Annotated in this window: 14 protein-coding genes and 3 tRNA genes; 3 read left to right on the top strand and 14 right to left on the bottom strand. The window is 70.9% G+C overall.

Features of this window, described 5'->3' with window-relative positions; translation table 11 throughout:
• Positions 1-4: 4 nt before the first annotated feature.
• From ACFW47_RS06240 to ACFW47_RS06210, 7 genes are all read right to left on the bottom strand, one after another.
• Entirely contained in the window at positions 5-1480 is a 1476-nt protein-coding gene (locus ACFW47_RS06240; RefSeq protein WP_386281637.1) for a DHA2 family efflux MFS transporter permease subunit, read from the bottom strand.
• Between the two features lie 109 nt (positions 1481-1589).
• Entirely contained in the window at positions 1590-2162 is a 573-nt protein-coding gene (locus ACFW47_RS06235; protein ID WP_386304998.1) for a TetR/AcrR family transcriptional regulator, read from the bottom strand.
• 132 nt (positions 2163-2294) lie between these two features.
• Entirely contained in the window at positions 2295-2723 is a 429-nt protein-coding gene (locus tag ACFW47_RS06230) for a MaoC family dehydratase (RefSeq protein ID WP_386281641.1), read from the bottom strand.
• A 7-nt stretch (positions 2724-2730) separates the two neighbouring features.
• Positions 2731-3183 (bottom strand): MaoC family dehydratase N-terminal domain-containing protein, encoded by a 453-nt coding sequence (locus tag ACFW47_RS06225; protein WP_386304997.1) that lies wholly within the window; start codon positions 3181-3183, stop codon positions 2731-2733.
• Positions 3184-3296: 113 nt separating this feature from the next.
• Positions 3297-3461, bottom strand: a complete 165-nt coding sequence (gene rpmG, locus ACFW47_RS06220; RefSeq protein WP_003948671.1) for a 50S ribosomal protein L33 — start codon at positions 3459-3461, stop codon at positions 3297-3299.
• 89 nt (positions 3462-3550) lie between these two features.
• A tRNA-Met gene (locus ACFW47_RS06215) sits at positions 3551-3623 on the bottom strand.
• 46 nt (positions 3624-3669) lie between these two features.
• Positions 3670-3742, bottom strand: a tRNA-Thr gene (locus ACFW47_RS06210).
• Between the two features lie 212 nt (positions 3743-3954).
• Between ACFW47_RS06210 and ACFW47_RS06205 the strand changes: the two genes are divergently transcribed.
• Both ACFW47_RS06205 and ACFW47_RS06200 read left to right on the top strand, forming a co-directional pair.
• Positions 3955-5220 (top strand): amidohydrolase family protein, encoded by a 1266-nt coding sequence (locus ACFW47_RS06205; protein WP_386304996.1) that lies wholly within the window; start codon positions 3955-3957, stop codon positions 5218-5220.
• Between the two features lie 137 nt (positions 5221-5357).
• A complete protein-coding gene (locus ACFW47_RS06200; RefSeq protein WP_386281647.1) occupies positions 5358-6014 on the top strand; it encodes an NAD(P)H-binding protein in 657 nt (218 codons plus the stop codon).
• Between the two features lie 49 nt (positions 6015-6063).
• Here ACFW47_RS06200 and ACFW47_RS06195 read toward each other — a convergent pair whose 3' ends face one another.
• Positions 6064-6282 carry a hypothetical protein gene (locus ACFW47_RS06195; protein ID WP_386281650.1) on the bottom strand — a complete coding sequence of 73 codons (219 nt, stop codon included), beginning with the start codon at positions 6280-6282 and terminating at the stop codon, positions 6064-6066.
• Positions 6283-6669: 387 nt separating this feature from the next.
• A tRNA-Tyr gene (locus ACFW47_RS06190) sits at positions 6670-6751 on the bottom strand.
• 236 nt (positions 6752-6987) lie between these two features.
• Between ACFW47_RS06190 and ACFW47_RS06185 the strand changes: the two genes are divergently transcribed.
• A complete protein-coding gene (locus tag ACFW47_RS06185) occupies positions 6988-7476 on the top strand; it encodes a YajQ family cyclic di-GMP-binding protein (protein ID WP_217245524.1) in 489 nt (162 codons plus the stop codon).
• 78 nt (positions 7477-7554) lie between these two features.
• Here ACFW47_RS06185 and ACFW47_RS06180 read toward each other — a convergent pair whose 3' ends face one another.
• The 5 genes from ACFW47_RS06180 to ACFW47_RS06160 all read right to left on the bottom strand — a co-directional run bounded on the left by ACFW47_RS06180 (position 7555) and on the right by ACFW47_RS06160 (position 12745).
• Positions 7555-7821 carry a GlsB/YeaQ/YmgE family stress response membrane protein gene (locus tag ACFW47_RS06180; RefSeq protein WP_073725194.1) on the bottom strand — a complete coding sequence of 89 codons (267 nt, stop codon included), beginning with the start codon at positions 7819-7821 and terminating at the stop codon, positions 7555-7557.
• Between the two features lie 213 nt (positions 7822-8034).
• Positions 8035-8451 carry a YccF domain-containing protein gene (locus ACFW47_RS06175; RefSeq protein WP_386281653.1) on the bottom strand — a complete coding sequence of 139 codons (417 nt, stop codon included), beginning with the start codon at positions 8449-8451 and terminating at the stop codon, positions 8035-8037.
• Positions 8448-9311, bottom strand: coding sequence for a zinc metalloprotease HtpX (gene htpX / locus ACFW47_RS06170; protein ID WP_073725198.1), 864 nt, complete (start codon positions 9309-9311; stop codon positions 8448-8450). Before htpX ends, ACFW47_RS06175 begins: the two co-directional genes overlap by 4 nt.
• 315 nt (positions 9312-9626) lie before the next feature.
• On the bottom strand, positions 9627-11174 hold the full coding sequence (locus tag ACFW47_RS06165) for an NADH-quinone oxidoreductase subunit N (RefSeq protein WP_386304994.1): 1548 nt from the start codon (positions 11172-11174) through the stop codon (positions 9627-9629).
• Positions 11171-12745 (bottom strand): NuoM family protein, encoded by a 1575-nt coding sequence (locus tag ACFW47_RS06160; RefSeq protein ID WP_386304993.1) that lies wholly within the window; start codon positions 12743-12745, stop codon positions 11171-11173. Before ACFW47_RS06160 ends, ACFW47_RS06165 begins: the two co-directional genes overlap by 4 nt.
• Positions 12746-12750 lie beyond the last annotated feature (5 nt).

Raw genomic sequence — 12750 nt, 5'->3', positions numbered from 1 at the left:
GTGGTCAGCGGGTGGCCGCTTCGGCGGGCGGGAGGAGCGCCGGGTCGGTGGGTGCCTGGGTCCGGCGATGGTCCTTGGGTGCCGCGCCGTTCCCGCGGCGGGCCGGGATCAGCAGGGCCGCGACGCCCGCGAGGGCGACGACCGCGGCGCCCACCGCGATCGCGGGCCGCAGCCCGTCGACGAAGGACTGTGCGGACCCGTAGCCGCCCTGGGCCGCGAAGATCGACGACATCACGGCGATGCCGAGCGCGCCGCCCACCTCGCGCAGGGCGTTGTTGGCGCCCGAGGCGATGCCCTGTTCCCTCGGGACGACGCTGGACATCACCAGGGCGGAGGCCGGGGCGAAGAAGAGCGCCATGCCGATGCCGCTGAGGATCAGGCCGGGCAGCTGGGCGGCGTACGTGACGTCGGCGGTGACCACGGAGGCGAGGTAACCGAGTCCGGCCGCCTGGAGGAAGAGGCCGGCCGCGACGACCGGGCGGCCGCCGATCCGGTCCGAGAGGATCCCGGCGAGCGGCGCGACCAGCATCGGCATGCCGGTCCAGGGCAGCATGCGCAGGCCCGCCTCGGTGGGCGTGTAGCCGAGCACGTTCTGCATGTACTGACTGAGCAGGAAGATCGAGCCGAACATCCCCAGGAACATCAGCAGGCTCGCCGCGTTGACGCCGGCGAAGGCGCGGGAGCGGAACAGCCGCATCGGGAGCATGGGGTTCTTCGCCCGGGTGCTGTAGAGGGAGAAGGCCACGAGGAGCGCGGCGCCCGCGAACAGGCTCGTCAGCACCACCGGGCCGGTCCAGCCGTCGACGGGCCCGCGGACCAGGCCGTAGACGAGGCCGAAGAGTCCGCCGCTGGCGAGCAGCGTGCCGGGGACGTCGAGCGGCGCGCCGGTGCCGTGCGACTCGGCGAGGCGGAGGCGGGCGAGCGGCAGGAGGGCCAGGCCCAGCGGAACGTTCAGCCAGAAGATCCACTGCCAGGAGATGTGCTCGGTGAGACTGCCGCCGACCAGCGGTCCGGAGGCGACGGCGAGCCCGTTCACTGCCCCCCAGACGCCGTACGCCATCCCGCGTCGTTCGGCGGGCACGGCGGCCGTCAGCAGGGTCAGGGTGAGCGGCATCATGACGGCCGCGCCGACGCCCTGCACCGCGCGGGCGGCGATCAGCGACTCGATGCCGGGTGCCACGGCCGCGGCGGCGGAGGCCGCGGTGAAGACGGTGATGCCGACGAGGAAGAGCTTGCGGCGGCCGAAGCGGTCGCCGAGTGCCGCGCCGAACATCAGGAGGACGGCGAAGGTGAGCGTGTAGGCGCTCACGGTCCATTCGAGGTCGTGCAGCGCCCCGCCCAGGTCCTCGCGGATGGCCGGCAGGGCGGTCGTCACGACGAGGTTGTCCAGGGCCGCCATGAAACCGGCGACGCTGGTGATGACGAGGGCCCAGGCCGTTCCCCCACGGCGGGCGCTCCCTTGTGCGCCGTGCTGTGACATCTCTCCCCCAGAGGGTCTGCGCTGTTTGTGTCGGACTTCTGATTGATTAGTGATTGATGACTAACTTCTACAGGCATGCAGAAGCGCAGGCCCGTGCGGCGCCGTGGACCTATGCCTCGCCCCGACCGGTCCCGGCCCGCGCCGAGACGTAAAAGCCCTCCCAGACCCGGTGGCCCGAGGGGAAGCCCATGCCGACCAGGGCATTGATGAGCATGCCGTACGCCATGAAGTTCGTCGTCTCGCCCACGTCACCACCGAGCGGCACGTGGACGGCGTCGAAGAGCTCCATCCAGCACTTGCGCACCGTCTCGCCGAACTCCCGGTCCCCGGAAGCCTCGGCCGCCGCCACCGCCACGTACGTCTGCAACTGCATCTGGAGCTTTTCGGGCTGCTCGGCGATCAGCCGCGTATAGGCGTTCGCCATGGCGTGCAGCGCCTCTTCGCCGTGGAGCCCCTCGGAGGCTTCCATGAACACCTTGCGCGCGTCCTGGAGGCACCGCTCCACCGCCGCCAGGAAGATCGCCTTCTTGCCCGGGAAGAGCCGGAAGAGGTACGGCTGGGAGACCCCCACCCGCTTGGCGATGGCCTCGGTGGACGTGCCGTAGTAGCCGCCCCGGGCGAACTCGCTCATCGCCGCGCGGATGACGCTCTCGCGCCTCTCCTCTGCGCTCATCCTGACCATGGCGAGTAAGTTAGTGCTCAATCACTAACCGCGTCAACCACTGACGGACCGCGGAGGCGCGTAAGGGGCACCCCTCCTTGAAGGGCGCCCCTTACACCTGCCGGATACGACTGCCCGACACGCCTGCCCGTGTCAGGCCAGCCGTACGACAGCGCGCGACATGCCCAACACCTTCTGACCGGCGCTGGTCGCCGTCAGGTCGACACGGACGGTGTTGTCGTCGAGCTTGGCGGCGACCTTGCCGCTGACCTCGATGACGGCACCCTTGTCGTCGTTCGGGACGACGACGGGCTTGGTGAAGCGGACGCCGTACTCGACGACCGAGCCCGGGTCGCCGGTCCAGTCGGTGACCACGCGGATCGCCTCGGCCATGGTGAACATGCCGTGCGCGATGACGTCCGGGAGGCCGACCTCCTTGGCGAACTTCTCGTTCCAGTGGATGGGATTGAAGTCGCCGGAGGCACCCGCGTACCGGACGAGCGTGGCGCGGTCCACCGGGAAGCTCTGGGGGGGCAGCTCGGTGCCGACCTCGACGTCGGAGTAGGAGATCTTCGCCGTCATCGGATGCTCACGTCCCCTCGGCCGCGCGGGCCACCAGCTTGATCCAGGCGGTCACGACGTGCTCGCCGGCCTCGTCGCGGACCTCGCCGCGGATGTCCAGGATGTCGTTGCCCGCCATCGACTTGATCGCCTCGATGGACGAGGTGACGCTCAGCCGGTCACCGGCTCGGACCGGGCGGGAGTAAGCGAACTTCTGGTCGCCGTGCACCACCCGGCTGTAGTCCAGACCGAGCCGCGGGTCCTCGATGACCTGCGCGGCCGCACGGAACGTGACGGAGAACACGAAAGTCGGCGGTGCGATCACGTCCGGATGACCAAGCGCCTTGGCGGCCTCGGCGTCCGTGTACGCCGGATTGGCGTCCCCCACCGCCTCCGCGAACTCACGGATCTTCTCCCGGCCCACCTCGTAGGGCGCGGTGGGCGGATAGGTCCGCCCCACGAAGGACTGGTCGAGCGCCATGGGCTCGGCACCTCCTGCTGGTCTCTGTCTACCTGTTGCCGTCTGCCTGCGGACGGCGCAACGACGTGAGGCCGCCCCCGAGCTTCGGGGACGGCCTCACGTACGAGCCTGATTTATCGCGTTTCGCGGTGCGCGGTGTGCGCGTTGCAACGCGGGCAGTGCTTCTTCATCTCCAGTCGGTCCGGGTTGTTACGCCGGTTCTTCTTGGTGATGTAGTTCCGCTCCTTGCACTCCACGCAGGCCAGCGTGATCTTCGGGCGGACGTCGGTGGCAGCCACGTGAGTGCTCCTTGACGAACGGATTGATGGTATTAACGCAGGAAAGAGTAGCCGATTGAAGGACCGACCCCGCAATCGGCTACTAAGAGTAGCGGTGACCGGACTTGAACCGGTGACACAGCGATTATGAGCCGCTTGCTCTACCGACTGAGCTACACCGCTGTGATGCGATCGGGCCCCGCCTCGCGGCGGGAACCTCTCACACCAGAGCCCCAAAACGGAATCGAACCGTTGACCTTCTCCTTACCATGGAGACGCTCTGCCGACTGAGCTATTGGGGCGAGCGATGAAGACATTACACGGTCGCCCGCCGTTCGCCCAAATCCGTTTCGCCGCCCCTGCCCCGGCCCGTCCCGACCACCGCGGAACGGCGGACCGCGCCGGTACGACTATTGCGCTCCTCCGCGCCACGAGCTGATCACCGTCCTAGGCTCGACTCACTCTGCGTGATCTTGCGTCCCCCACTGCGCAGCCCCGAGCCCAGAGGAGCGCGATGCCCGACAGCCAGCCGCAGCCGTCCCCCTCGCCCTCCCCGTCCGGTTCCGCCGGTCCCGGCCCGCTCCTGCTGACCGGGGCACGCCTGACCGACGGCCGGACTGTGGACGTGCGGCTGCACGGCGGACGCATCGAGGCGGTCGGCACGGCGGGCAGCCTGTCCCCGGCCCGCGCCTGCGGCCCCGGCGCCCGCGTCGATCTCGGCGGCTACCTGCTCCTGCCCGCCCCCGCCGACCCCCACGTCCACGGCGACACCGCGCTGACGGCCGACACTCCGGGCCCCGCCTCCTGCGACCCCCTGGACGTCCAGCGTCGGGTCACCGAGGCCGCCCTGCTCCAGCTGGGGCACGGGGCGACGGCGCTGCGGGCGCACGTACGCGTGGGCGACGTTCCGGGGCTCGGCGCGCTGACCGGCGTACTGCGGGCCCGGCGCTCGCTGCGCGGGCTGACCGACCTGACCGCGGTGGCGATGCCGAGGGTGCTGACCGGAGCGGCAGGCGCCGACGGTCTGGCGCTGCTGCGGGACGCGGTCAAGATGGGCGCGGACGCGGTGGGCGGCTGCCCGGACCTGGACCCCGATCCGACCGGGTACGTGGAAGCGGTCCTCGAGGTCGCCGCCGAGCACGGCTGCCCGGTCGACCTGCACACGGACGCCGCCGACCCCGCACGGCTGGCCCGGCTGGCGGCGATGGCGGGCGGACTGCACCCCGGGGTGACCCTCGGCCCCTGCGAGGGCCTCGCCCGGCTCCCCTCCGACGTGGCCGCCCGGGCGGCGGACCGCCTCGCCGCGGCCGGGGTGACCGTGGTGTGCCTGCCGCAGGGCGCCTGCGGCGCCGTGGAGGGCCGCGACGGCACGGCACCGGTACGGCTGCTGCGGGCGGCCGGTGTGCGGGTCACCGCCGGGAGCGGCGCCCTGCGGGACGTGTCGAACCCGGTCGGGCGCGGCGACCCTCTGGAAGCGGCGTACCTGCTGGCCTCGCGCCACGGCCTGCGTCCCGAGGACGCGTACGACGCCGTGAGCACGGCGGCACGGACGGCCCTGCGCCTGCCCGAGGTACGGGTGGAGGCGGGTTTCCCGGCCGAGCTCCTCGCGGTGCGCGGGGACCGGCTGGCGGGGGCGCTGTCCCTGGCGTACAGCCGGATCGTGGTGCACCGGGGACGCTTGGTGGCACGGACGAGCGCGGTAAGGGAGTACGGCGACTCGGCGACCGCGAGCGACCTGGGGCTGCCGCGGCAGGGGCGTGGGGGGCCTGGGAGGCGCTGAGGCGCTGAGGGAGGGCGGCGCGGCACGCGTGCACCGAGGCGCCCGGAAACAGCTGACGGCGGTGCGCGCCGGGCGGCCGGTGGGACATGGCGCAAGTCGTGCGGCGCGGGCGGCCGTCGCGGCGTACGGTCGAAGACATGCGCATTGTCATCGCTGGTGGTCATGGTCAGATCGCGCTGCGGCTGGAGCGGTTGCTCGCCGCGCGGGGCGACGAGGTGGCGGGCATCATCCGCAAGGCGGAACAGGCCGGCGATCTGCGTGCGGCCGGCGCCGAACCGGTCGTCCTGGACCTGGAGTCGGCCTCGGCCGAGGAGGTCACGGAGCGGCTGCGGGGCGCGGACGCCGCGGTCTTCGCCGCGGGCGCGGGCCCCGGGAGCGGGGCGGCCCGCAAGGACACGGTGGACAAGGCGGCGGCGGTCCTCTTCGCGGACGCGGCGGTCCGGGCGGGCGTACGGCGCTTCGTGGTCGTGTCCTCCATGGGCGCCGACCCGGAGCACCAGGGGGACGGGATCTTCGACGTCTACCTGCGCGCCAAGGGCGAGGCCGACGCGCACGTGCGTTCCCTGGACGCGCTGGACTGGACGATCCTGCGGCCCGGCCAGCTGACGGACGACGCCGGCACCGGTCTGGTGCGCCTGGAAGCACACACCGGCCGCGGGCCCGTCCCGCGCGACGACGTGGCCGCCGTGCTGGCGGAGCTGGTCGACACTCCGGCCACGGCGGGTCTGACCCTGGAGCTGATCTCGGGCTCGGCGCCGGTGTCGGTGGCGGTGAAGTCGGTGGCCGGGAACTGAGGAAGCGAGTGCCGGCGTGGGCGGGAGACGCGGTGCCGGCGCGCATCGGTCAGAACAGCGGCAGTTGTCCGGGGAAGTCGGGGACGACGTACCCGTCCAAGGACGGCTGCGCCGCGCCCAGTTGCGCCGGCCGGCGCGACCCCGCACAGGAGACGAGTTCACCACTCTCCCGCGCGCCGGGCGGGTCGTGACGCGCGTACCGCCCGGCGACCACGGCGATCTCGCGACGGCACTCGGGGCAGATTCTGCGGCGGGGGGACGGGACCATGCCCCCAGTCTGCCCGCAACGCGCGAGCGGGCGACGGCCGCGCGGACGGCCGGCATGACGGCGAGCCACAACTGACCGCCGAGGGGGCGTCCGCCGGGCCACCCGCCGTCGGCTCCGTGCACGGGGTTACGGTCCGGCGGTCAGAGGGTGGCCGCGCCACTGGATCGACCGCCGCCACCGACGCGGAGCCGCGCGCGCCGGCCACAGCGTGGCCGTGCGGTGGTTGGGGAGGCGAAAACCGCCCCACGCCTGCCCCACGCGCACTGGTCAGCCCCCCCGGGGGGCAGCGGGACTGGAGGAAGCGCCCATAACGATCAGATCGGTCCCGTGAACGCCGAAAGGGTCTGCGATCAGCATTGCTGCTGGTCACAGACCCTTTCGGTCTTGTGGCGGCGCCAGGATTCGAACCTGGGAAGGCTGAGCCGGCAGATTTACAGTCTGCTCCCTTTGGCCGCTCGGGCACACCGCCGGGGTTCGCTGCCCGTCGTACCGCCTTTCGGCGGTGCTCCGTGGCAACGACGTAAACAATACCTGATGTGGAGGGGTGCTTCGCCACCCGATTGATCGCCGCCCGGGGGACGGCGGGTGGCTAGGCTTGTGCGGATGCGGCCGGGGACCTCTGCGGAGCTCGGCGGCCGCAGCTGCATGCCGGTACGGAGCCGATACGCGGCCCGACACGCACCCAGATACAAGGAGCCACAGGACATGGCCGACTCCAGTTTCGACATCGTCTCGAAGGTCGAGCGGCAGGAGGTCGACAACGCCCTCAACCAGGCCGCCAAGGAGATCTCGCAGCGCTACGACTTCAAGGGCGTGGGCGCCTCGATCTCGTGGTCCGGGGAGAAGATCCTCATGGAGGCCAACTCGGAGGACCGGGTGAACGCCATCCTCGACGTCTTCCAGTCCAAGCTGATCAAGCGCGGCATCTCGCTGAAGGCTCTGGACGCGGGCGAGCCCCAGCTCTCCGGCAAGGAGTACAAGATCTTCGCGTCGATCGAGGAGGGCATCTCCCAGGACAACGCGAAGAAGGTGGCCAAGCTCATCCGTGACGAGGGCCCCAAGGGTGTGAAGGCCCAGGTGCAGGGTGACGAGCTGCGGGTCTCCTCCAAGAGCCGGGACGACCTGCAGACCGTGATCGCCCTGCTGAAGAACCAGGACTTCGACTTCGCACTGCAGTTCGTCAACTACCGGTGACCTGCTGAACGGTCGTACCGGGAAGGGCGGGTGCCGACAGTGTGCCCGCCCTTCGTCTGCCCGCCCGCTCGGCGGGCGTCAGTCGCGTGAGTTGCCGAACAGGAGCCGGTAGGCGATCAGCAGCACCAGGGAACCGCCGATCGCGGCCGCCCACGTGGCTCCGTCGTAGAAGTCCTTGCTGACCGGGTGATCCAGCCAGCGGGCCGATATCCAGCCGCCGGTGAACGCGCCCGCGATGCCGATGAGGGTGGTGCCGACGAGGCCTCCCGGGTCACGGCCCGGCAACAGGAACTTGGCGATGGCTCCGGCCAGCAGTCCCAGGATGATCCAGCTGATGACGGTCATGCCCCGACCCTGCCCTTTCTCTCCGCGGCCAAGCCGTCCCAGTGCTGCGGGCGCCTCGTTCCTCCGCGCGCGTTGCTGCTCTCTCGGTGAGAAGGACGCCGCGAAGCCGTCCGGTGGTTTCGGTGATCGTCGGTCATGGGTTCATCATGCGGGTCGCGACCGGCAGGCGGGCCGCCCTGTGGACAACTCCGCGCCTGTGGACAACCGCGGCTCCTACCAGCCGGCCCGCTGGGTGCCGGCGGTGGCCGTGAACGGCTGGTCCGTGCGTACGATCTCGCGTCCCATCGGGAGCAGCGAAACCGGGATCAGCTTGAAGTTGGCGATGCCGAGCGGGATACCGATGATCGTGACGCACAGCGCGATGCCGGTGACGACGTGGCCGATGGCGAGCCACCAGCCGGCGAGGATCAGCCACAGGACGTTGCCGATGCAGGAGGGGGCTCCCGCGTCCCGCCGCTCGACCGCCGCGTATCCGAAGGGCCACAGGGCGTAGACACCGATGCGGAACGCGGCTATGCCGAACGGGATGCCGATGATCGTGACGCAGAGCAGCGCGCCCGCGACGACATAGCCGAGGAACAGCCAGAAGCCGCTGAGCACGAGCCAAATGACGTTCAGGATGGTCTTCACTGCTGACGACCTGCCATCTTTTCGAGTCGGGCGATTCGCTCCGCCATCGGCGGGTGGGTGGAGAACATCTTCGAGAGGCCCTGTCCCGGACGGAACGGGTTCGCGATCATCATGTGACTCGCCGTCTCGATCCGTGGCTCCGGGGGCAGCGGGAGCTGCTTGGTGCCGTGCTCCAGCTTGCGCAGGGCTCCGGCGAGGGCGATCGGGTCTCCGGTGAGCTGGGCGCCGGACGCGTCCGCCTCGTACTCCCTGGAACGGCTGATCGCCAGCTGGATGACGGTGGCGGCGAGCGGACCGAGGAGCATGATGAGGAGCATGCCCAGCAAACCGGGTCCGTCATCGTCGTTGGACCGGCCGATCGGAATGAGCCAGGCGAAGTTGACCAGGAACATGATCACCGAGGCGAGGGCTCCGGCGACGGACGAGATCAGGATGTCGCGGTTGTAGACGTGGCTGAGCTCGTGGCCGATGACGCCGCGCAGCTCGCGCTCGTCGAGCAGGCGCAGGATGCCCTCGGTGCAGCACACGGCCGCGTTGCGCGGGTTTCGGCCGGTCGCGAAGGCGTTCGGCGCCTCCGTTGGTGAGATGTACAGGCGGGGCATGGGCTGGCGGGCCTGGGTGGAGAGCTCCCGCACCATGCGGTACAGCGCCGGGGCCTCGAACTCGCTGACCGGGCGGGCGCGCATCGCGCGCAGGGCGAGCTTGTCGCTGTTCCAGTACGCGTACGCGTTCGTCCCGAGCGCGACGAGGACGGCGACGACGAGCCCCGCTCGGCCGAAGAAACTGCCGATGACGATGATGAGCGCGGACAGTCCCCCGAGGAGGACTGCGGTCCTGAGCCCGTTGTGCCGGCGGTGCACGGTACGCCCTCCAAGTGGTGCAGCAGGGGAACCCTTTGCTTGCTGGTGTCGCTCGCTGTGGTCGCTTCCTGGTCTCCGAAGCCACCGGTGCCGTGGCATCACGTCCAGTGGACCCTTCCGTACTGGTCAACGCCAGGCGGGGGCGACCAGTTCCCCGGCGTCCGCGGGGGGCGCGCGTGGTCCGTACGGGTGACGGCGTGGTGCGCGGCACACGCGCGTGAAGGCCGGGTGCCCGCACGCGCGGGTGGCAGGCGTGGCCCCGCTCGCGTGCGCTGCGGCGCCTCCCGCTGGGGCTGGGCGGGAGGCGGCCGCTGTTCAGAAGAGGCCGGTGTCGGCGAAGCGCAGGATCAGCTGGGGGGCGCCCGAGAGGGCGACGGCGAGGACCGCGGTCACGGTGATCGCGGCCGTGAGGGGCGCCGGGACGCGGTGTCCGGCGGCCGCCTCCTCGGGAGCCCGGAACAGCAGGGCCGTCCATTGGAGGTAGTAGAACAGCGCGATGGCGACGTTGACCGCCATGACGACGGCCAGCCAGCCGAGCCCGGCGTCCACGGCCGCGGAGAACACCGTGACCTTGGCGAAGAGGCCGATGACGCCGGGCGGCAGTCCGGCGAGGCAGAGCAGGAAGAAGGCCAGGAGCAGGGCGGTGAGCGGGTTGGCCGCGTACAGGCCGCGGTAGTCGGCGACGCGGTTCAGGGTCCGCGTACGGCCCACGAGGGCGGCCACCGCGAAGGCGCCGAGGTTCACCGCGGCGTACATGAGGGCGTAGGCGACCGTGGAGCCGATCGAGCGTTCCGGGTCGTCGGAGTACGCGGCGGCGGCGATCGGCACCAGGAGGTAGCCGGCCTGCCCGACGGACGACCAGGCGAGCAGGCGTACCGCGCTGTACGCGCGCGTGGCCTGCTGGCGCAGGGCGCCGACGTTTCCGACGGTCATGGTGAGCGCGGCCAGGACCGCGAGGGCCGGTCCCCAGACGTCGGCGTAGGACGGGAGGGCGATGACCGTGACAAGGATCAGGCCGGAGAATCCGACCGCCTTGCCGATCACGGACAGGTAGGCGGCGATCGGCAGGGGCGCGCCCACATAGGTGTCGGGCACCCAGAAGTGGAAGGGCACGGCGGCCGTCTTGAAGGCGAAGCCGACGAGGGTGAGGACGACGCCGGTCTGGACGAGCGTGGTGAGCTGCCCGTCCACGTCCTGGATGCGTTCGGCCACCTGGGTGAGGTGGAGGGTGCCGGTGGAGGCGTACACGAAGCTGATGCCCATGAGGCTGACCGCGGTGGCGGTGACCGAGGACAGGAAGAACTTCAGGGCCGCTTCGGAGGACCGGCGGTCGCCCTGGCGCAGGCCCACGAGGGCGAAGGCGGGCAGGGAGGCGACCTCCAGGGCGACGATGAGGGTCGCGAGGTCGCGGGAGGCGGGCAGGAGTGCGGCGCCGGCCGCGGAGGAGAGCAGCAGGAACCAGAACTCGCCCTCGGGCAGTCCGCGGTCGGCGTCCTTCACGGCGGTGACCGAGAGCAGCGCGGTCACGAGGGCGCCGCCGAGGACCAGGAACTGGATGGCGAGGGTGAAGGTGTCCGCGGTGTAGCTGCACACGTCGGCGTCGCCGGTCAGGCAGAACGTCGAGCGGTCGTCGTTCACCAGGGGCAGCAGCATGAGCGCGGCGGCGGCGAGCCCGGCGACCGAGATCCAGCCGAGCACGGACTTGCGGGCGTCCTTGACGAACAGGTCGGTGACGAGGACGGCGAGTCCGACGACCGCCGTGATGGTGGGCGGCGCGATGGCGAGCCAGTCGACGGACTGGACGAGGTTCTGGGCCAGTGGCTGCGACAGGGTCTCGGGGAGCGGCTGGGCCGGGGAGCTCATCGGGTGCCTCCTGAGAGGAGCTGCTGCACGGCCGGGTCGGTCAGCCCGAGGAGGGTCCTGGGCCACAGGCCGGCGACGACGGTGAGGGCGACGAGCGGCGTCCAGGCGGCGAACTCGTAGGTGCGTACGTCGGTGAGCTTCGGGGCTTCGCGCGGTACGGCGCCCATGCAGACGCGGCGGACCACGATCAGCATGTACGCGGCGGTCAGCAGCGTGCCGAACGCGGCGATGGCCATGAAGGTGAGGAAGGCGGGGCGGCTGAGGTCCTCGTGGGGGTCGAAGGCGCCGAACAGGGCCAGCATCTCGCCCCAGAAGCCGGCCAGGCCGGGCAGGCCGAGCGAGGCGACGGCGGCGAAGGCGAGGAGGCCGCCGAGGCGCGGTGCCTTGCCGTACAGGGCGGCGCCGGCCTCCTCGGCGAGGGTGTCGAGGTCGGTGGTGCCGGTGCGGTCCTTGAGGGCGCCGACGACGAAGAAGAGCAGGCCGGTGATGAGGCCGTGGGCGATGTTGGCGAACAGGGCACCGTTCACGCCGGTCGGGGTCATGGTGGCGATGCCGAGCAGGACGAAGCCCATGTGGCCGACGGAGGAGTAGGCGATGAGGCGCTTGAGGTCGCCCTTCGCGCCCTGCTTGGCGAGGGCCAGGCAGGCGAGGGAGCCGTAGATGATGCCGACGACGGCGAAGGCGGCGAGGTAGGGCGCGAAGGTGCGGAAGCCCTCCGGCGCGACCGGGAGGAGGATGCGCACGAACCCGTACGTGCCCATCTTCAGCAGCACGCCGGCCAGCAGGACCGAACCGACGGTCGGGGCGGCGGTGTGGGCGTCGGGCAGCCAGCTGTGCAGCGGCCACATCGGGGTCTTGACCGCAAGGCCGATCCCGATCGCCAGAACGGCGATGACCTGCACGGACGTGGTCAGCGACCGGCCGTTGTCAGTGGCGAGTGCCACCATGTCGAATGTGCCCGCGCTGAGTCCGAGCAGGAGCAGGCCGAGCAGCATGACGACGGAGCCGAGGAGGGTGTAGAGGATGAATTTCCAGGCCGCCCCGGCCCGCCCCTCGCCGCCCCAGCGGGCGATGAGGAAGTACATCGGGACGAGGACCATCTCGAAGGCGAGGAAGAACAGGATCAGGTCGAGGACGGCGAAGGTCGCGAGGGTGCCGGACTCCAGGACGAGCAGCAGCGCGACGAACGCCTTCGGGCTCGGGCCCGAAGGCATCTTGAAGTACGAGTAGAGCGCGCAGAGGAAGGTCAGCAGCGCGGTCAGGACCAGCAGGGGGAGGGAGATGCCGTCGATGCCGAGGTGGATGCGCACGTCGAGTGCGGGGATCCAGCTGATGTCCGTGCTGGCCTGCATCTTCGACGGATGGTCGTGGTCGAAGCCGAGCACGAGGACGATCGCGGCGACGAGGACGGCCCCGGTGACGGTGACGCCGTGCCGCAGAACGGCCTGGTCGGGTGACTTCCCCTTCAGCCCGGGAGGGGCGGGCAGGAGAGCGGCGGCGGCGCCGATGAGCGGGCCGACGACGACCAACGCCAGAAGGAACTGCATCACGGACTCGTTGATATCGATCACGCCTG

Origin of the sequence: Streptomyces sp. NPDC058796 (genome assembly GCF_042745235.1) — a bacterium.
In the GTDB taxonomy this organism is placed as follows: Bacteria; Actinomycetota; Actinomycetes; order Streptomycetales; family Streptomycetaceae; genus Streptomyces.
The sequence above is the reverse complement of the archived record's forward strand: the minus strand, read 5'-3'. Positions and strand labels throughout refer to the sequence as shown.

Coding starts and splice junctions, on each gene's coding strand:
- ACFW47_RS06240 (WP_386281637.1), bottom strand. CDS start 1,480: ATGTCACAGCACGGCGCACAAGGGAGCGCCCGCCGTGGGGGAACGGCC.
- ACFW47_RS06235 (WP_386304998.1), bottom strand. CDS start 2,162: ATGGTCAGGATGAGCGCAGAGGAGAGGCGCGAGAGCGTCATCCGCGCG.
- ACFW47_RS06230 (WP_386281641.1), bottom strand. CDS start 2,723: ATGACGGCGAAGATCTCCTACTCCGACGTCGAGGTCGGCACCGAGCTG.
- ACFW47_RS06225 (WP_386304997.1), bottom strand. CDS start 3,183: ATGGCGCTCGACCAGTCCTTCGTGGGGCGGACCTATCCGCCCACCGCG.
- ACFW47_RS06205 (WP_386304996.1), top strand. CDS start 3,955: ATGCCCGACAGCCAGCCGCAGCCGTCCCCCTCGCCCTCCCCGTCCGGT.
- ACFW47_RS06200 (WP_386281647.1), top strand. CDS start 5,358: ATGCGCATTGTCATCGCTGGTGGTCATGGTCAGATCGCGCTGCGGCTG.
- ACFW47_RS06195 (WP_386281650.1), bottom strand. CDS start 6,282: ATGGTCCCGTCCCCCCGCCGCAGAATCTGCCCCGAGTGCCGTCGCGAG.
- ACFW47_RS06185 (WP_217245524.1), top strand. CDS start 6,988: ATGGCCGACTCCAGTTTCGACATCGTCTCGAAGGTCGAGCGGCAGGAG.
- ACFW47_RS06180 (WP_073725194.1), bottom strand. CDS start 7,821: ATGACCGTCATCAGCTGGATCATCCTGGGACTGCTGGCCGGAGCCATC.
- ACFW47_RS06165 (WP_386304994.1), bottom strand. CDS start 11,174: ATGAGCTCCCCGGCCCAGCCGCTCCCCGAGACCCTGTCGCAGCCACTG.